The sequence below is a fragment of the Chitinophaga chungangae genome (genome assembly GCF_017742215.1).
Lineage (GTDB): Bacteria > Bacteroidota > Bacteroidia > Chitinophagales > Chitinophagaceae > Chitinophaga > Chitinophaga chungangae.
In genome coordinates this window covers 365,441-384,512 of the sequence record NZ_JAGHKP010000002.1, presented here as the reverse complement: position 1 = coordinate 384,512, position 19,072 = coordinate 365,441, and the positions used below count along the sequence as shown (strand labels likewise).

General features: G+C 52.4%; 18 protein-coding genes. 15 read left to right on the top strand and 3 right to left on the bottom strand.

Features of this window, described 5'->3' with window-relative positions; genetic code table 11:
• Positions 1–40 precede the first annotated feature (40 nt).
• The 10 genes from J7I43_RS09595 (at position 41) to J7I43_RS09550 (ending at position 12,636) form a co-directional block, all read left to right on the top strand.
• Positions 41–3,814, top strand: a complete 3,774-nt coding sequence (locus J7I43_RS09595; RefSeq protein WP_209145451.1) for a DUF3857 domain-containing protein — start codon at positions 41–43, stop codon at positions 3,812–3,814.
• 177 nt (positions 3,815–3,991) lie between these two features.
• On the top strand, positions 3,992–5,137 hold the full coding sequence (gene atpB, locus J7I43_RS09590) for a F0F1 ATP synthase subunit A (protein ID WP_317197068.1): 1,146 nt from the start codon (positions 3,992–3,994) through the stop codon (positions 5,135–5,137).
• A gap of 43 nt (positions 5,138–5,180) precedes the next feature.
• Positions 5,181–5,444 carry an ATP synthase F0 subunit C gene (gene atpE, locus J7I43_RS09585; protein ID WP_120518686.1) on the top strand — a complete coding sequence of 88 codons (264 nt, stop codon included), beginning with the start codon at positions 5,181–5,183 and terminating at the stop codon, positions 5,442–5,444.
• 90 nt (positions 5,445–5,534) lie between these two features.
• A complete protein-coding gene (gene atpF / locus J7I43_RS09580) occupies positions 5,535–6,029 on the top strand; it encodes a F0F1 ATP synthase subunit B (RefSeq protein ID WP_209145449.1) in 495 nt (164 codons plus the stop codon).
• A gap of 22 nt (positions 6,030–6,051) precedes the next feature.
• On the top strand, positions 6,052–6,612 hold the full coding sequence (atpH, locus tag J7I43_RS09575; RefSeq protein ID WP_209145448.1) for an ATP synthase F1 subunit delta: 561 nt from the start codon (positions 6,052–6,054) through the stop codon (positions 6,610–6,612).
• A gap of 92 nt (positions 6,613–6,704) precedes the next feature.
• Complete coding sequence (gene atpA, locus J7I43_RS09570) at positions 6,705–8,282, top strand: F0F1 ATP synthase subunit alpha (protein ID WP_236023349.1); 1,578 nt, start codon at positions 6,705–6,707, stop codon at positions 8,280–8,282.
• Between the two features lie 225 nt (positions 8,283–8,507).
• Positions 8,508–10,664, top strand: a complete 2,157-nt coding sequence (locus tag J7I43_RS09565; protein ID WP_209145447.1) for a TonB-dependent receptor — start codon at positions 8,508–8,510, stop codon at positions 10,662–10,664.
• 20 nt (positions 10,665–10,684) lie between these two features.
• Positions 10,685–11,332, top strand: a complete 648-nt coding sequence (locus tag J7I43_RS09560; protein ID WP_209145446.1) for a hypothetical protein — start codon at positions 10,685–10,687, stop codon at positions 11,330–11,332.
• A gap of 69 nt (positions 11,333–11,401) precedes the next feature.
• Complete coding sequence (locus J7I43_RS09555; RefSeq protein WP_209145445.1) at positions 11,402–11,701, top strand: winged helix-turn-helix domain-containing protein; 300 nt, start codon at positions 11,402–11,404, stop codon at positions 11,699–11,701.
• Positions 11,702–11,793: 92 nt separating this feature from the next.
• Positions 11,794–12,636, top strand: a complete 843-nt coding sequence (locus J7I43_RS09550) for a class I SAM-dependent methyltransferase (RefSeq protein ID WP_209145444.1) — start codon at positions 11,794–11,796, stop codon at positions 12,634–12,636.
• Between the two features lies 1 nt (position 12,637).
• On the opposite strand, the gene pdxA is transcribed toward J7I43_RS09550, so the two are convergent.
• Positions 12,638–13,717: a 4-hydroxythreonine-4-phosphate dehydrogenase PdxA gene (pdxA, locus tag J7I43_RS09545; RefSeq protein WP_209145443.1), complete on the bottom strand. Its 1,080-nt coding sequence runs from the start codon at positions 13,715–13,717 to the stop codon at positions 12,638–12,640.
• Positions 13,718–13,820: 103 nt separating this feature from the next.
• On the opposite strand from pdxA, the gene rsmA reads away from it, so the two are divergent.
• The 4 genes from rsmA (at position 13,821) to J7I43_RS09525 (ending at position 16,612) form a co-directional block, all read left to right on the top strand.
• The gene (gene rsmA / locus J7I43_RS09540) at positions 13,821–14,570 is read left to right on the top strand and encodes a 16S rRNA (adenine(1518)-N(6)/adenine(1519)-N(6))-dimethyltransferase RsmA (protein WP_209145442.1); all 750 of its coding nucleotides are present in this window, start codon (positions 13,821–13,823) and stop codon (positions 14,568–14,570) included.
• Positions 14,567–15,493, top strand: a complete 927-nt coding sequence (locus J7I43_RS09535; protein WP_209145441.1) for an NAD(P)-dependent oxidoreductase — start codon at positions 14,567–14,569, stop codon at positions 15,491–15,493. Before rsmA ends, J7I43_RS09535 begins: the two co-directional genes overlap by 4 nt.
• A 160-nt stretch (positions 15,494–15,653) precedes the next feature.
• On the top strand, positions 15,654–16,127 hold the full coding sequence (greA, locus tag J7I43_RS09530; protein ID WP_209145440.1) for a transcription elongation factor GreA: 474 nt from the start codon (positions 15,654–15,656) through the stop codon (positions 16,125–16,127).
• 95 nt (positions 16,128–16,222) lie between these two features.
• Positions 16,223–16,612 carry an HIT family protein gene (locus tag J7I43_RS09525; RefSeq protein ID WP_209145439.1) on the top strand — a complete coding sequence of 130 codons (390 nt, stop codon included), beginning with the start codon at positions 16,223–16,225 and terminating at the stop codon, positions 16,610–16,612.
• A gap of 3 nt (positions 16,613–16,615) precedes the next feature.
• Here J7I43_RS09525 and J7I43_RS09520 read toward each other — a convergent pair whose 3' ends face one another.
• Both J7I43_RS09520 and ruvC read right to left on the bottom strand, forming a co-directional pair.
• Complete coding sequence (locus J7I43_RS09520; RefSeq protein ID WP_209145438.1) at positions 16,616–17,317, bottom strand: response regulator transcription factor; 702 nt, start codon at positions 17,315–17,317, stop codon at positions 16,616–16,618.
• 166 nt (positions 17,318–17,483) lie between these two features.
• Positions 17,484–18,047, bottom strand: coding sequence for a crossover junction endodeoxyribonuclease RuvC (gene ruvC / locus J7I43_RS09515; RefSeq protein ID WP_209145437.1), 564 nt, complete (start codon positions 18,045–18,047; stop codon positions 17,484–17,486).
• A 66-nt stretch (positions 18,048–18,113) separates the two neighbouring features.
• On the opposite strand from ruvC, the gene J7I43_RS09510 reads away from it, so the two are divergent.
• The gene (locus J7I43_RS09510; RefSeq protein WP_209145436.1) at positions 18,114–19,070 is read left to right on the top strand and encodes a lysylphosphatidylglycerol synthase domain-containing protein; all 957 of its coding nucleotides are present in this window, start codon (positions 18,114–18,116) and stop codon (positions 19,068–19,070) included.
• The last annotated feature ends 2 nt before the right edge of the window (positions 19,071–19,072 follow it).

Below are 19,072 nucleotides of genomic sequence, written 5' to 3'. Positions count from 1 at the left end.
AAGTATCTTTGCCCCTTTAATCCCTATAACCTTACACCAGATGAGATCTGCAATTAACTCCGTACTCCTGGGCTTCGTTTTTCTATTTGTTAGCCCAAACATTGCTTCGGCCGGCGATTACGAAAAAGCGTGGGAGGCGCTGCTCCGCAACGACAAAACAAAGGCCCGCGAACTGTTTCAGAAGGCCATCCGCGGGAACGACAACAAAAACAGCGCATTGGCCACCCTCATTCTTTTCGATTCCAACGAAGGTTTCCATGAGCAACTGATCCGCAACTACAACAATCCAGCCCGTCAGTTTACCCAGGATGCCTACTGGTACGCCCTTTGGTTCAACGAGGCCGTGCTGAGCGAATACGGCAAGAAAAAAAGCGCGAATCTTTCCAACCTGGACCACATATTGTCCGATCCCGGTTTTAACGGCTCCATGAAAGCCGCCGCGGCTTACACCAGGGGGCACCACAACCTGAGCGCCATGGACCTCGCGAATGCAAACGCCATGTACGCGCAGATGCAGGCCCTGGAAGACTGGCAGTTCGCCGGCCCGTTCGACAACATCAATGGCAGCGGCTTTAACAAGAACTATGGCCCCATCACGCAGCTGGAGCCGGGGAAAGGCTTCATTTCCTACAACAATACCGCTATTGACTGGTTTACCCCGAGCCTTACCAACCGCCAGGGCTGGGTGTTTGTAGGCACGGCATTCCCCACCAATCCCGCCATCGGTTATATGCAAACCTTCGTGCAGTCCGACGCGGAAAAAGATGCGCTGCTTTGCCTGGGAGGCGCGGGCGCCTTCAGGGTGTGGCTGAACGACAAGGAACTGATCTCCGAAGCGGACGAAAAAACCACCGAGCTGGATTTCTATAAAGTGAAATGCCGTCTCAATAAAGGATATAACCGCGTACTGGTGCAGATCGGCTACACAACTTCCACCAGCAACCCGAACTTTATCGTACGCCTTACAGACGAACGTTATGCGCCGCTGAAAGGCATTACGTCTACCAGCAAACTGCAACCTTATACCAAAGACCTGTCTACCTCCAAACCGGTTGCCGTACCGCATTTTGCGGAGGAATATTTCCGCCGCCAGATCGAAAAGAACCCGAAAGACCTGGCTAACTACCTGTTGCTCAGCTATGTGTATATCAGGAACGAAGAAAACGACAAGGCCAAGGCGGTAATAGCGCCGTTTATCGAAAAATACCCGGAAAGCAGCTTCATGCAGATGCAGTATTACCGGACGCTGTCGTCCGCGCGCCACCATACCGAAATGACGGAAAAGCTGGAGACCGTTAAAACCATGGACCCGGACAATTACTGGATGCTGAACCTACAGGTAGCGCAGCTTGAGGAAGAGAAAAAATACCAGGAAGCGCTGGACGTAGTGTATAAAATGATCGCAAAATCTGGTCCCACGGAAGCTACCACCCTCCAGCGGATCAACAACATCGGCCGCCTGGAAAAGCTGGACAGCATGTTGCTGCTGCTGAAAGAAGCTTACGCCGCTTACCCGGAAAACGTATCGTTCGTAAGCATGATGCATTTCATGGAAACGAACCTGAACCGCAATCCGTCCGCAGGCCTGCAGATCCTGGAAAAATACTGCGAGCATGCCATGAACTACGAGATACTGAAAAAGCTTGCCAGCGAATATTTCACGCAGAATATGCCGGAAAAGGGCGAAAAAGTGCTTCGCACGATGCTGGAATGCGTGCCTTACGACAATGCGCCCTACGAAGAGCTCGCCACTTATTTTTTCGGCAAGCGGCAATACGATTCGGCCATTGTGTACCTGGATAAACTGCACAGTTTTACGCCTTATTATCACAAAGCGTTGGGAGACATCGGGTACAGCTACCTGCAGCAGAACAAAAACGACAAGGCGCTGGAATATTTCAAAAAAGCGCTGGCCCTGCACGGGGGAATGTATACCTACCGCAAGCAGATCCGCACGCTGGAAGGCAAAAAAGACATCTTCAGCTACTTCCCGGACGCGGACGTGTACAACCGCGTACAGGCGGCCGTCAAAAAACCGGAAGACACCACCCATCCGTACTATTTCATCTTCGATGAAAAAAATGTAGTGCTGTACCCGGACGGCGCCAGCGAAAAAGAAGTGCTCACCGCCGTTCACGTGATGAACAGCAACGGCATTGAGAGCTGGAAGGAAATGAGCCTGCCTTACAACAGCGTATACGAAACCATTACCATCATAAAGGCTGAAGTGATCAAAGCTAACGGCAACAAGGTGCCCGGCGAGATCTACGGCAACGAAGTGGTGTTCACCAAAATGGAGCCCGGAGACGCGATATTCTACCACTACCGCACCAGCAGCTACGGCCTCGGCAGGCTCGGCAGGGAGTTTTGGGACAAGTTCTATTTCACCGCGTCGGTGCCTACAAAATCGGCCCGGTACAGCATCCTGGCCGGGGAGCAGATACCGCTGCAATACGGTTTTACCAACAACAACGGCATTAAACCCGCCATCAGCAAACAGGAAGATTTTAAGCTCTACACCTGGGAAATGAAGAACGTACCGGCTTACAAACGCGAATCCTTCATGCCCGCGGTAGACGATTTCGGGGACGTATTGCACCTGAGCACCGTAAAATCCTGGGACGTGATCGCCGAGTGGTACAGCGACATCACCCGCATGCAGTCCCGTGAGGAATACGACATCACCGTGGCCTTCAAGAAGATCTTCCCCAAAGGGGCAGAAGGGCTTTCCGACGAACAGAAAGCCAGGGATATCTATGCATTTATTGAAGAAAATATCGGTTACAGCTCCGTATCCTTCAGGCAGGGCGCGTATGTGCCGCAGCGCGCCGCTAAAACGCTGGCCACGCGGCTGGGCGACTGCAAGGATATGTCTGCCCTCTTCCTGGCCTTTGCGCACAAAGCGAAGCTGGATGCCAACCTGGTGCTGGTGAGCACGCGCAACAACGGCGAAAAAGGCATCAGCCTGCCTTCCATGGAATTTAACCACTGCATCGTACAATACAAAGCCGGCAACGAAACGCGTTATCTCGAACTGACCGACCGTTACCTGCCGTTCGGCGCCCTGCCGCAAACCGTGCAGTTCGCCCAGATGCTGGCGATCCCTTATCACTACAAAAACAACCATGAGAAATTGTCGCAGGTAAAAGTGATGCCGGGAACGAACAGCAGCACCATCACCCGCCAGGTACACGTAAAAGTGAACCAGGCAGACGTGGAGGTTAAAACGCACAGCGCTTTAACCGGCAACCTGGCTTCGATCCTGCGCGACAAGTTCCATAACGGTACGCAGGACGAGATCAAAGAGAGCGTGCGCGCCGAAGTGGCCAATTTTTATAAGAACCATGTAGAGGTAAAAGATTACAGTTTCCGCAACCTGGACAATCTCACCGATACCGTGGCGCAGAACGTGAATTACGTGGTGAAGAACGAAGTGGTGAATGTGGGCGACTTCAGCATGCTGCGCCCTTCGTTCCACGAAGCGGTAGCCACGCAGGGCATTTTTACGGATGAAGCCCGGAGGTACCCCTTCGAGTACTGGTCTTATGAGAACACGGAAAAATACGTGACGGAAGTGGTGATCGAACTGCCGGAAGGCAAGGTGTTCAACCAGGTGCCGGCGGGTTTTAAGGGAAAATACGATTGGATGGACTACGCGCTCAGTTACGAGCAGCTGGCGGGGAATAAACTGAAGATCAGGCGTGTGTTTAACACGGACCTGAATAAGGACGTGACGCCGGAAGCCTTCGCAGGCATGAAAGATTTCTTTAATAAGATAATCGAGAATGAGCAGAAATATATTTCATTCAAATAACCCTTTGCGGGAAAAGGGGAGGGCGCAGCTGCGAGAGGCTGCGCCCTTTTTCGTAAGTAGCTACGGCTCAGTTAGTTACGGGAGCATAACAATTCCACATGATCCTCGTCAGTTTTTTCGCTCCCCGCTACTACTTAATGTAAAATCGGTTACCTTTGCACAAAATTTCAGAAAACGGTGATTTCCTTGACTCGGTTCAAATATAAGCTGGTAGCCCTGATAACGGTATTTTCAATGGCCGTTTCCGGCGCATTTGCCACAGCCAATGAAGGCCACGACCCCCATGCTGAAGGCGGGCACGAAGAAAAGAAAGGTTTTAATGCGAAAGAAGTGATCCTCGGTCACGTTAAGGACGCGCACGACTGGCACCTGCTGAGCCTGGGCGACCTGCACGTTACGCTGCCCCTGCCGGTTATTATTTATAACCCTGCGCGCGGCACTTCCGCGTTTTCTTCTTCCCGTTTCGAGCACGGCCATGCCGCTTACGACGGTTACCGTATCGTAGACGCGCATTACCTGCACGAAAATCACCTGGACGCGAAACTGTACACCGAAGGCCAGATCATTGCAGTAGACGGGCATGGTTTGCCCACCGGCGAAAAGATCTACGACCTGTCCCTGACCAAAAATATTACCGCCATGATCCTGGGAGCTATATTCCTGGTGATCCTCATGCTGAACGTTGCCAAAGCTTACAGGCTCCGCGGCAGCCGCCAGGCGCCCAAAGGTTTCCAGAGCCTGATGGAGCCGGTGATCATTTTTATGAGGGACGAGGTGGTAAAACCGAATATCCCGGGCGCGAAAGCCGACAAATATGTTCCTTTTATCCTGACGATCTTCTTTTTTATCCTGATCAACAACCTGCTGGGCCTGTTGCCCGGCGCCGCGAACGTGACCGGCAACATCGCCGTTACGGCCGCGCTGGCGCTGATCAGCTTTGTCGTGATGATGGTGGCGACCAACAAACATTTCTGGTCGCATATTTTTAATCCCCCGGTACCGGGTTTCGTAAAACCGATCCTGGCGCCTGTGGAACTGATCGGCGTGTTCACTAAACCGATTTCCCTGATGATCAGGCTTTTCGCCAATATGCTGGCGGGCCACATCATCATCCTGAGCATTATTTCACTGGTATTCATTTTCGGTTCGCTGAACAAGGCGATCGGTTACGGCTTCCTGCCGGTGACCATCGCGTTCAACATCGTAATGATGCTGCTGGAATTGCTGGTGGCTTTTATCCAGGCGTTCATCTTCGCCAACCTTACCGCTGTGTTCATCGGTCAGGCTATGGAGCACACGGGTCATCATGATGCGCATCATTGATCAACAACTGTTTAATCTTTAATTTCAAATACACAATTTCATTATGGCACTTTTAACTGTTTTAATGCAGGCTACTGAAGCTGCTTCTACAGGCCTGGCTCAGGCTGGTGGCGCTATCGGCGCCGGTATCGCTGCAATCGCTGCAGGTATCGGTGTAGGTAACATCGGCAAAAGCGCGCTGGAATCCATCGCGCGTCAGCCTGAAGCTGCTAACGACATCCGTGCGAACATGATCCTGGCTGCCGCTCTGGTAGAGGGTGTTGCCCTCTTCGGTGTAATCGCCGGCCTGCTCGCGGTAGTTCTGTAAGAACAAATTGATTACTGCATCCGGCGCACAGGGCAATGGATGCAGTAATTCTCCTGTCAACACGAAGACTAAAAATTTAAATATAGATATATGGATTTGTTGATGCCTCAATTAGGCTTATTCACCATTTCACTGCTGATCTTCATCATCGTTTTCCTGATCCTGAAGAAATTCGCCTGGAAGCCCATTCTTGCCACGCTGAAGGAGCGTGAGGACTCTATCACAGATTCCATCGCTACCGCGGAGCGCGTGAAAGAGGAAATGGCCCAGATGAAAGCCGAGCACGAACATGTATTGGCAGAGGCAAAAGCAGAGCGCAGCAAAATACTGAAGGAAGCGAAGGAGCTGAAAGACCAGATCATCGGCGAAGCCAAGGCGCAGGCCCAGGCTGAAGCGAAAAAGATCGTGCAGGACGCTTCCGTTGCGATCGAGAACCAGAAAATGGCCGCTCTTACCGAGGTGAAGAACCAGGTAGGCACACTGGTGATCGAAGTGGCCGAGAAAGTGCTGCGCAAAGAACTGTCAGACAAAAAAGCACAGGAGGCTTACATCAGCCAGCTGGCTTCTGAAATCAAAATGAACTAATTAACCGGCTGAATAGAACATTATGCAGAATCCCCGTTTAGCAAACAGATACGCTAAATCGCTGATAGACCTGGCGGTGGAGAAAAACGAGCTGGAAGCGGTGCACAGCGATATACTGCTGTTGCAGGCCATTACCCGCAGCAATGCAGACGTGGTGGCTTTGCTGAGAAGCCCGGTAATTAAGGCCGACAAAAAAATAAAGATCCTGGGCGCCATCCTGGACGGTAAGATCAGCGGCATCACCACCGGTTTTATCCGCCTGCTGGCGATCAAAGGAAGAGAAGCGGTATTGGCTGAAATAGCCGGGGAGTTCATCAAACAATACAACGTGATCAAAAATATCACGCATGTAAAACTGACCTCCGCCGCGCCGCTGGAACCCGCACTCCTCAATACCATCCGCGAAAAAGTGGAAGCTTCCGCGGGGCGTAAGATACAGCTGGAAACAGCCGTAAACCCGGACCTGATCGGCGGTTTCGTGCTGGAAACCGGCAACAATTTGTTCGATGCTTCCGTACAGCGCGACCTGGCGGACATCAAGAAACAGTTCCTGAAGAACATTTACGTGCCCGAAATCAGATAACAAGCATTTAACAGCAGCCGCTGCGTACCCGCAAAGCTGTTGTCGTTATATTTAAGTTTAAACCTTAACGACTTTTTTAAAAAAACATAACAATGGTTGACATTAAGCCAGATGAAATTTCGGCGATATTACGCCAGCAACTGAGCAACTTCAATGCCTCCGCTGAACTCGAAGAAGTAGGTACCGTATTGTCCGTAGGCGACGGTATCGCCCGCGTATACGGCCTCAACAACGTTCGCTCCGGTGAGCTGGTTGAATTTGAGAACGGTGTGAAAGCTATCGTACTGAACCTTGAAGAAGATAACGTGGGCGTGGTATTGATGGGTTCTTCCGCCGGCATCAAAGAAGGCGCTACCGTACGCCGCACCAGGCAGATCGCTTCCATCAAAGTGGGCGAAGGCATGGTAGGCCGTGTGGTGAACACGCTCGGCGAACCTATCGACGGTAAAGGCCCCATCACTGGCGAATTATATGAAATGCCCCTGGAACGTAAAGCGCCAGGTGTAATTTACCGCGAACCGGTAAAAGAACCGCTGCAGACCGGCATCAAGGCGATCGACGCCATGATCCCCATCGGCCGCGGCCAGCGTGAGCTGGTAATCGGCGACCGCCAGACCGGTAAAACCGCGATCTGCGTGGATGCTATCATCAACCAGAAAGAATTTTACGAAGCCGGTAAACCGGTTTATTGCATATACGTAGCGATCGGCCAGAAAGCATCCACCATTGCAGGTGTGATGAAAACCCTGGCAGACAACGGCGCCCTCGCTTACACCGTGATCGTTGCCGCTTCCGCATCAGAGCCCGCTCCGCTGCAGTTCTACGCTCCGTTCGCCGGCGCCGCCATCGGCGAGTTCTTCCGCGATACCGGCCGTCCCGCGCTGATCATCTACGATGACCTGTCCAAACAAGCTGTGGCTTACCGTGAGGTATCCCTGCTGCTGCGCCGCCCTCCCGGCCGCGAAGCTTACCCCGGCGACGTATTCTACCTGCACAGCCGCCTGCTCGAACGCGCCGCGAAAATCATCGCGAGAGACGACATCGCGCAGCAGATGAACGACTGCCCGGATTCTATCAAACACCTCGTGAAAGGCGGTGGTTCCCTGACGGCGCTGCCGATCATCGAAACACAGGCCGGCGACGTATCCGCATACATCCCGACCAACGTGATCTCCATCACCGACGGCCAGATCTTCCTGGAAGGTAACCTGTTCAACTCCGGCATCCGCCCGGCGATCAACGTAGGTATCTCCGTAAGCCGCGTAGGTGGTAACGCTCAGATCAAATCCATGAAAAAAGTATCCGGTACGCTGAAACTGGACCAGGCGCTCTACCGCGAGATGGAAGCGTTCTCCAAATTCGGCGGCGACCTCGATGCCGCTACCAAATCCGTTCTGGACAAAGGTGCGCGTAACGTGGAGATCCTGAAACAGCCCCAGTTCAGCCCGTACAGCGTGGAGAAACAGGTGGCCATCATCTACCTCGGTACTAACGGCCTGCTCCGCGAAGTGCCCGTGAAAAACACCCGTGCTTTCGAAGAAGCCTTCCTGCATGAAATGGAAGTGCGCCTGCCGGAAGTACTGGGCGAATTCAAAAAAGGCAACCTGCCCGAAGACGGCCTGAAGAAAATGGTCGCGCTGGCAGACGAGCTGAAACCCCGTTTCGCTTAATCGCATTTGCTTCAAATAATAAAGAGCCCTGGCATCCCGCCGGGGCTTTTTTTGCCCTCAACTCCCGCATTTTCACCGGCTTTTTACCCCGTTTTACCGAAAAACCGGTTTTGTAACAGGTTGAAAATGAATCAATCTCTACTTTTCAGATATCCAGCCTTTTGCCGGTCACTTGGTTTATACTATAAACTAGTCTACTTTTGATTCACCATTTAACCTGACTGTATGCTCAAGCCATTCCCCATCCTGTTGATGCTCCTGCTGCCCCTGCTTACCCAGGCGCAAACCATCGTAAAAGGCCGGATTACCGACGTAAAAAAACGGCCCCTGGCCGGCGTCAACATCGCCGTTAAAGGTTCCTACGACGGCGCCACCTCCGCCAAAGACGGCAGCTTTTCCTTTCCCACTTCCGCCACCGGCGAACGTTTCCTCACCGCTTCGCTCACCGGTTATCAAACGCTCGAAATAAAAGCGGTCCTCGGCCCCGGCCAGCCCGATTTTGTTCTCGTATTAAAAGAAACCGTGAACGAGCTTAAAATGGTGACCATCTCCGCCGGCAGCTTCGAAGCCAGCGACGAAAAGAAAAACACCATGCTCAAACCGCTGGACATCGTGACCACCGCGGGCGCCAACGGAGACATCGTGAGCGCGCTCAAAACCCTGCCCGGTGCGCAACAGGTGGGTGAAAAAGAAGGCCTGTTCGTGCGCGGCGGCACAGGCACCGAAACACAAACCTTCATAGACGGCATGATCGTGCGCAACCCTTTCACCACCGGCATGCCTGACTTTGCGGCGCGCGGCCGGTTTTCGCCCTTCCTTTTCAAAGGCACCACCTTCAGCAGCGGCGGTTATTCGGCGCTCTACGGCCAGGGTCTGTCCAGCGCGCTCATCCTCGAATCCATCGACCTGCCGGAACGTTCGTCGTACTCTATCGGAATCATGAGCATCGGGGGAAGCGTGGGCGTGGATAAATTGTCGAAGGACAAAAAAACAGGGTACGGCTTTGAAGCGGATTACGTGAACCTCAGCCCCTATTTCAAACTGGTGAAACAACAGCAGGAGCCGGTAGTAGCCCCGCAGAATCTCAACTTCTCCGCCAATTACCGCCTTAAAACCTCGAAGAACGGCATGCTGAAAGTTTTTTTCACCGGCAGCTGGAACAAGTTCGGCTTCCTCGGCGAAAGCCTGGAATACCCGGGCGACAAGGAAGAATTCAGGGTGGATAACAAATATGCCTATACGAATATCAGTTATAAAGAAAGTTTGGGCAATGGCTGGAAGATCCAGCTGGGCACGTCGTTCAGCACCAACCGCGACAAACTGTACATGGATACCATCAACAAATCGCCGGAGCCCAGTCATATCAAAGCCCGGCAGGATTTTACGCAGGTGCGCACCGTGGTGAGCAAAAACCTCGGCCAATTTTCCATGCTGCGTTTTGGCAGCGAGTATCAATACGACGATGAAAGAAGCGCCCTCAACGATATGCATGCGGATTATGCAGACAGTTACACGGCCACGTTCGCGGAAACCGACGTGTATTTTACGCCGCGTTTCGTGGGCCGCTTCGGCGCCCGCTTCGAATACACTTCCGTGCTCAAAGCCGCCAACATCGCACCGCGCGCCTCGCTCGCGTACAAGCTCGACCCCAAAAGCCAGGTGGCTTTCGCGTACGGCGAGTTTTACCAGAAACCCGAGCAGCAGTACCTCCGTTTTTTCCGCGGCCTCAACTACCAGCGCGCCACGCATTACATCGCCAGTTATCAGCGCGTATCGGAGTTCTTCACGTTCCGTACCGAAGTGTTCTACAAAAAGTATCACGACCTGATGAAGACCGTTCCCTCTTTCAATAATAACGGCACCGGCTATGCGAAAGGCGTGGAGCTGTTCTGGAGGGACCGGAAAACCTTCAAAAACGTAGACTACTGGATTTCCTATTCGTATCTCGATACCAAACGCGATTACCTGAATTACCCGTATGAAGTACAGCCGGACTTTGCGGCGGACCATACCGCATCGCTCGTGTACAAACATTATATTCCATCCGTGCAGCTGAACCTGGGCGCAACATATTCATTCGCAACAGGCCGGCCGTATTACAATCCAAACCGCCCGCAGAGCGAGTTTATGAAAGACCGCACGCGCTCCCTCAACACGCTCGGCGTTAACGTGAATTATCTCACCACCGTCGGGAAAGCCTTTACCGTATTCGTTTTATCGGTTACCAACGCGCTGGGCAACGACCAGGAATACGGTTTCCGTTATTCCTCCGACGGCCTGCGCAGGAACATGGTTGGCCCGATGGCGCCGCGTTTTTTCTTCGTGGGCATGTTCATGAGCTTCGGCATCGACCGCAGGCAGGAAGTAATAGACAGACAATAAACATCTAAACCCGACATCATATGAAAAGGATCCTTTTTTCTTTAATGGCTGTAGCCGGCACCATTTTCACCGTTCAGGCGCAAAGTGACCAGTTCAAAGACGCCATGAAACAGCAGATCATGCTGATCGACAGCGGCAGCACCTGGAGCCCCGCGGGCATGCAGCAGCTGGCCAACACTTTCGAGCGTATCGCGGAAGCGGAAAAAACGCAGTGGCTGCCTTATTATTACGCGGCGTATTGCCGTGTGAACGAAGCGTTCGTTACGGAAAACAAAAGCAAGACGGACGAGATCATCGACAAAGCGGTATTGAACATCGAAAAGGCGCAGGCGTTGAAAGGACCCGATTCCGAGATATCCTGCATTCTTTCCCTGATCGCTTCCGCACGCATCGGCGTGGACCCGATGACCCGCGGCATGAAATACGGCCCGGAATCTGCGGAGCTACTTGAAACCGCGCAGCAACAGAACCCGGAAAATCCCCGCGTGTTCGTGCTGAAAGGCCAGAACTTCCTGTACACGCCCGAAGCATTCGGCGGCAGCAAAACAAAAGCGAAAGAAATGTTCGATCTCGCGCTGAAAAAATACGCGGCTTTCAAACCGGAAAGCGACATTGCGCCGAACTGGGGCGAAGCGTACGTGAAAGAGCTGATGAAACAGGTACCATAAATTTTTATTACTTTACGGGCAGGAAACCATCCTGCCCGTGATTTTCACATTCACACCAAACAACTGTTGATGAACTTTAAAGAACTGGACCCGGTACTGCATTCCCAGCTAAGGCTGGCCGTAATGTCGGTACTGATAAGCGAGCACGAAGCAGAGTTCACCTCACTGAAGGAAAAAACAAACGCCACGGCGGGCAACCTCAGTGTGCAGATCAACAAACTAAAAGAAGCGGAATACATCGAAGTGATCAAACAGTTCCGCGACAATTACCCGCAAACCGTCTGCCGCATCACGGAAAAAGGCGAAGCCGCTTTCCAGTCCTACGTCAGCTCCATTCAATCCTACCTCTTCGCCGGAAAAAGAAAATGAACTCCGTTCCATAACTGACAATGGGATGCAGCGTTGTGTGTTAACTTCATCGTCCGCGCAGCGCACATTGTATACCCTTAAAGAGACACAGGATGGAACTACTTGAAAAACTCAAAGTGGCGCCCACCGCCGCGATTGTAATGCTGCAGGCGCGTCCCCTCTACACCTCCGGGCTTGCCGCCCGGTATTATACCATGCTCGATCTTGACGGCGTGCAGGAAGTTTCCGCGGAGATCGGCAAAGTGTTCAGGCATTTTACAGACATCGTGCTTTACCGCAAAAAATTCATCCGCTACCTGCTGGAACAATACCTGGACAACGATCTTCCCGTGCAGGTGTGCATCCTCGGCGCCGGGCTGGACCCGCTGTCGCTCTGGCTGATGGAGAACCGCCGCGATGCCGTGAGCGGCATTTTTGAAGTGGACGATGCGCATATTCCCTTAAAATCGGCTTTATACAACAAGATTTTGCCCGAACCATCCATTATACATTTCATTCAGGCGGATATCACGGATACCCTGCATCTGCTGGATAAGCTCCGGGATGCGGGGTATTCTCCTGAAAAGCCTGCCATTATTGTGTTTGAAGGGTTGATCCATTACATCCGGGACGAACAGTTCCTCAATACCATGCATGCTTTCAGAACGCCGAACAAAACGAACGTGGCGATGCTGGATTACCTGTTGCCGGAAGATTACGTGCCGGAACATACGCTGCCCATGTACGCAGCTTTTAAACAGAAGATCGAAACATTTATCGGGGGAAGTTTCCAGACCTACAGCCGGCCGCGCATGTTCCGCCTCATATCGCTGCTGCATGGCGACGTGGCGGGCGTGGATTCGCTGCAGGACGTAGAGTTCAAGCTGAACGGCCGCAACGAGCTGTTTTATGAGGAAGGGGAAGGATTTATGGAAATGACCTCGTTTTATCTATGAATTACACCGCGCCTTTTTCGGAAATCAGCTCCGTTTTCTTGAGCGGGTTGCGGGTATTTTCCTCGTACTGCTGCCTTTGGGTGATCACGTCGATGCAGGTGAAAACCGCCTGGCGGAAAGATGCTTCGTCTGCCGTGTTTTTACCGGCGATGTCGAAAGCGGTGCCATGGTCCGGCGAAGTGCGCACGATGGGCAGGCCGGCGGTATAATTCACGCCTTCGCCCTGCGCGAGGGATTTGAAGGGGATCAGCCCCTGATCGTGGTACATGGCCAGCACGCCGTCGAAGCGGGCGTGCATTTCGCGGGCGAAGAACGCATCGGCGCTGTAGGGCCCGAAGGCGAGGATGCCGTTTTGTTTGGCCTGTTTGATGGCGGGGGTGATGTGTTTGATCTCTTCGTCGCCGATCAGCCCTTCGTCTCCCGCATGCGGGTTAAGCCCCAGCACGGCGATACGCGGGTTGTCTATGCCAAAGTCCTTCACCAGGCTGTCTTTCATGATATTCAGCTTGCTGAGGATGTTCTCTTTCGTAACGTATTTTGCAATTTCCGCAACGGGCACATGCTCGGTGAGCAGCCCCACGCGCATGTTTTCGGCGGTCATGAACATCAGCACGTCTTTGCTTTGGAACGACTGCTGGAGGTAGGGGGTATGACCGGTGAAGTTAAAATCCTTGCTCTGGATGTTCTTTTTGTGGATGGGCGCGGTTACCAGGCCTTCGATCTGCCGGTCTCTCAGGCATTCGATAGCCACGGCCAGCGACCGCGCGGCGTATTTGCCGCCGGTTTCGTTGAGAATGCCCGGGGTGATCTGCACTTCCTCTTCCCAGCAGTTGAATACGCTTACCTGTTTGGGGTTGAGGCGGGTGAAATCTTTTATGCTCTGGTAATTGAAGTTGTTTTCGTTGAGCAGCTTCCGGTAAAAATTGATCGTTTTGTTGGAGGCAAAGATCACCGGGGTGCAAATTTCCAGCATACGATTGTCCGCGAAGGTCTTGATGATGATTTCCATCCCGATGCTGTTCAGGTCTCCCACCGAGATCCCGATCACGGGGCGGTGCGTATGTGTAGTGGGTGTGCTCATAATCTGCGAAAAGTATCTGACAAATATACGGTGAAATGTTGACAGATCACGGGGCGGGGGCAAACTGCCGGGGATTCCTTAAATTTGCGGCTTATTCCATTTCATGTATACGCTCAAGAAATCATTAGGCCAGCATTTCCTCCGGGACGAGAACATGTGCCGCCGGATCGTGGAGGCCCTGCCCGTGCAGGAAGGCATGCAGCTGCTGGAGGTGGGCCCGGGTGCGGGCGCCATCACCAAATACCTGCTGGAGCTGCCCCTGCAGTTCAAGGCCGTTGAGCTGGACGCCGAAAAGGTGCAGTACCTCGAACACACCTTTCCCGCCATCAGGGGAAAACTGGTCAACGAGAGTTTCCTCGACATGAAGCCGCCCTACGAAGGCCAGTTTTCCATCATCGGCAACTTTCCCTACAACATCTCCACGCAGATCATGTTCCAGGTGCTGGAATGGAAAAACCAGGTGCCGGTGGTAGTGGGCATGTTCCAGAAAGAAGTGGCGCAGCGCATCGCGGCCAGCCACGGCGGTAAGGAATACGGCATCCTGAGCGTGCTGCTGCAGGTATATTACAAAATTGAATACCTCTTCGAAGTGCATGAAAACTGCTTCAACCCGCCGCCCAAGGTAAAAAGCGCCGTGATCAGGCTTACCCGGCTGGAGCAGCCGTACGAAGTAAAAAACGAAAAGAAATTCAAACTGCTCGTCAAAACTGCTTTCGGGCAACGCCGCAAACAGCTGCGCAACCCGCTGAAAGCGTATTTCGACAAGGAGTATTTACAGCAACCGATATTTACAAAAAGGGCAGAGGAACTTTCCGTAGCGGATTTTGTAGCCCTGGCCGAACAGATGTTATGAGCAAAAAAGTATTGATCACCGCAAAGGTCCACGAATACCTGGTCAACGAACTGGAATTGAGAGGTTATACGGTCATTTATCAGCCTTCCATCACCTACAGCCAGGTGCTGGAGGCCGTTCACGACGTGCAGGGCCTGATCGTGACCACGCGCATTAAAGTAGATAAGGCCGTGATAGACCGCGCCGCTTCCCTGGAATGGATCGGCCGGCTGGGCTCCGGCATGGAGCTGATAGACGTGGCATACGCGGAAAGCAAAGGCATTCATTGCGCGAGCAGCCCCGAAGGCAACCGCGAAACCGTGGGCGAACAGGCCGTGGGCATGCTCATCATGCTGATGCACAATTTGCTGAAAAGCAGCCTGGAACTACGGCAGAACATCTGGGAAAGAGACGGCAACCGGGCCTGGGAACTGGGTGGCAAAACCGTCGCCATCATCGGTTACGGCCACACCGGCAGCGCTTTTGCGCGCAAGCTCCGCGGGTTCGACATGCGGGTGATCGCGTACGACAAATACAAACAGGGATTCGGCAACGAATTGGTGGAAGAAGTGAGCCTGGACACGATTTTCCGGGAGGCGGACGTGGTGAGTTTTCATCTTCCGCTCAACGACGAAACGCGGCATATGGGCAACCTGGCTTTTTTTCAGTCCTTCGCCAAACGCGTATACCTGCTCAATACCTCCCGCGGCAAAGTGATAAGCACGGCAGACGTGATCGCGGCGCTGGAAAACGATACCCTGGCCGGCGCCGGGCTGGACGTGCTGGAGAACGAAAAGCTGGATACGTTCAATGAAACGGAGCAGCGGCAATTCGCTTATCTGCTGTCGCACCCCCGGGTGGTGATCACCCCGCACATTGCCGGTTATTCGCACGAAGCGAGCGTGAAAATGGCGAAGATCGTACTGGAAAAGCTAAACGTTTAGCGGCCCCGGGAGCGTTGTATATTAGCGATTTTAATATGTGAAACAGGGTGTAGAGCTACAATATATTTTCGTTATATTTGCAATAATCATACTGAATTGACGTCTCCGCGCAAGCGGGGGCGTTAATTTTTTTTTCTTTATACTAAATCAAAACAAGGTTATGTCTGGCGTAAATTATGTAACCAAAGAGACCCTTGCACAGATGAGGGATGAGCTTACGCAACTCAAAACTAAAGGAAGGGCTGAGATTGCCAGGGCTATTTCTGAAGCCCGTGAAAAAGGTGATTTGAAGGAAAATGCCGAATATGATGCCGCCAAAGAGGCGCAGGGCCTTCACGAGGCAAAAATAGCCGTGCTGGAAAACGCCATTGCCACCGCCAGGGTAGTGGAAGCCGATGCCATCGATACTTCCAAGGTTTCCATTCTCTGCAAAGTGACCATCACCAACCTGGCCAATAAAAAAACGGTGACTTACCAGCTGGTGTCCGAAAAAGAGGCGGACCTGAAGCTGGGTAAAATTTCCGTGACCTCGCCCATCGGCAAAGGCCTGCTGGGCAAAAAGGTAGGCGACGAGGCGGATGTGGTGGCGCCGAACGGCACCATGAAATTCAAGATCGATCATATCACCGTGTGACGTTCACGCGGCGCTGCATATTGAAAAGGCCCCGGCTTGGGGCCTTTTTTTATGAGAATTTATACCGTAGATTAGTAGTTGCTTAACCTGTTACCATGACAATTTTTTCCAAGATCATCAAGGGCGAGATACCCAGTTACAAAATTGCCGAGAACGACCGGTTTTACGCATTCCTGGATATTTTCCCGCTGGTGGAAGGGCATACGCTGATCGTCCCCAAAGTGGAAACCGACAAGTTTTTCGATGTGAGCGACGAGCTGCTGGCGGAATGGCTGCTGTTTGCCAAACCGATCGCCCGCGCCATCGAGGCGGCGGTGCCATGTAACCGTGTAGGCGTCAGCGTAGTGGGCCTGGAAGTGCCGCACGCGCATATGCACCTGGTGCCAATCAATTCTGCGGATGATCTGAACTTTACGCGGGCAAAGCTGAAATTGAGCCCGGAGGAGTTTAAGCAGGTACAGGATCGTATTGTAGCGGGATTGTAGGTTTTACAAGGTCGTTACATAGAATTTGAAACCGATGCCGTGAAGCGTTTCTAGCTTCACATCCTTATCGTCCAGGAAGTGTTTGCGGATCTTCGTGATAAACACGTCCATGCTTCTTCCCAGAAAATAATCGTCTTTTCCCCACACGTGGTACAGGATCTCTTCGCGTTTGAGGGTCTTGTTGGCGTTCTCGCAGAAGAATTTCAGCAGGTCGGCCTCTTTTTGGGTAAGGCTGGCTTTGAGTTTCCCTGATTTGTCCATCAGCTTCAGCTCCCCGTAATCGAAGGTGGTTTTGCCGACGGTGAACGTGGTGCGTTTATCTGCATTCAGCGGCCGCGTGCGTTTGAGGAATACCTCGATGCGCAGCAGCAGCTCCTGCATGCTGAATGGTTTGGTAACATAGTCGTCCGCGCCATGTTTGAAACCGCTGATCTTGTCTTCGTCCTGCGACTTGGAGGTGAGGAAAAGAATAGGAATAAGGTCGTTTCGCTGCCTGATCTGCTTGGCCAGTTCAAACCCGTTTTTTTTGGGCATTACCACATCGAGCAGGCATATGTCGTACAGGCTTTTTTGAAACGTTTTCCAGGCAATTTCGCCATCAGAGCAATGCGTCACTTCGTATCCCGATTCTTCCAGACGTTTTTTGGTAATTGCACCCAGGTTATAATCATCCTCCACTAGTAATATTCTAGCCTTCGTATCCATCTACGAAAAATATTAGGGGTGATAAAAGGAATAAAATTTCATTTGTAACGTTGCAGTTTGCTGCGCTTTATGGTACTTTTTAAAGCGCCTCAGCCTTATTTAAGTTCAAAATAAGTACATTTTCTCAATTAACAAACATCGGCCTCCCTCTTTTGTTCAATTGACGCTATGGCTTGCAAAGCCTTTCCGGATGCTGCTGAAGGAATTTGTCCCAGCCCTTTGATTTGCCGGCGGCTGGAAGCGGGCTGGTTTCCTGGAAATGATGACATACCGCTACGGCCAAAGCATCCGTGGCGTCTAGGTATTCGGGTTGTTCGCTGAAGCTTAATATCCGCTGCAGCATCTGCCACACCTGCTCTTTATTGGCGTTGCCATTGCCGGTGATCGACTGTTTCACCTTTTTCGGGGAATATTCCGACACACGCACCCCTGCCTGCATGGCCGTAGCGATCGCCACGCCCTGCGCCCTTCCCAGCTTCAGCATGCTCTGCACGTTTTTCCCGAAAAACGGGGCCTCGATAGCGCAACTAACGGGTTTGTGTTGCCTGATCAGCCCGATCATCCGGTCGTGTATCGCCTGCAGCCGCTCGTAATGGTCTTTCTTCGGGTTCATCTTCAATACGTCCATCTCGATGATGCGTACCTGCTGACCCGTTACGGCGATCAACCCGTACCCCATAATGATCGTTCCGGGATCGATGCCGAGAATTATTTTCGTATTGTTTGCCAAGCGGAGACTATTTTTGCCAAAACTCTGAAACGTCTGAACAAAAGTACCAAAATAATCCTCAATTATGTGCTTGGCGGGGCGTTGTGCATCTGGCTGACCTTCGCGATCTACCAGCAGGTGCAGCACCAGCAAAACCTCCCCGCGGCCTGGCAGCATATGAAGGAAACGGTACTGGGCCAGGGCTGGGCCTGGATGCTGCTCGTGCTGGCGATGATGTTCGTCAACTGGGGCCTCGAGGCCCGCAAATGGCAGATGCTGGTGAAACCGCTGGAGGAAATACCCTTCAAGATAGCCTTCGGGGCCATTCTCAGCGGCGTTTCCCTTTCCGTGAACACCCCCAACCGCATCGGGGAATACGGTGGGCGCATCCTGTACCTGCGCAATACGAACAAACTCAAAGCCATCGCCGCCACCATCGTGGGCAGCTTTTCCCAGCTGATCGTCACCGCGGTTTTCGGGATCGTCGGGTTTGTATATTACATTAATAAATACGGGATTACGGGCAAAAGCGGGTACTTTTCGCCGGGAACGGCCGAGAAATTACTGTTAAGTGTGCTCACGGTTATTTGCGCGCTCGGTTTAATCCTTTATTTTCGGTTGCGGATCATTGTTACCCTGGTGGACAAAATACCCTGGCTCCGGAAAATAAAGGTCTTCATACAAATCATCGCCCGGTATTCCCCGAAGGAACTCGAAAAGTTGCTGCTGCTGAGCACGGTGCGTTACCTGGTGTTCTCGGCACAATATTTGATTTTATTATATGCGTTGGGCGTGTCATTTGTGTGGTGGCAGGGTTTCTTCATGATCAATGTGATCTATATCGTAATGGCGGTGTTACCCACCATCGCCATCGCGGAGATCGGGCTCAGGGGAAGCGTCAGCCTTCATTTCCTGGGATTGCTGAGCGATAATACGGCCGGCATCCTCGCCGCCACCGTAGCCATCTGGCTCATCAACCTGGTATTACCCGCTGCCATCGGCAGCCTTTTGCTGCTGGGGGTAAAAATTTTCAAGGACAAATAGCG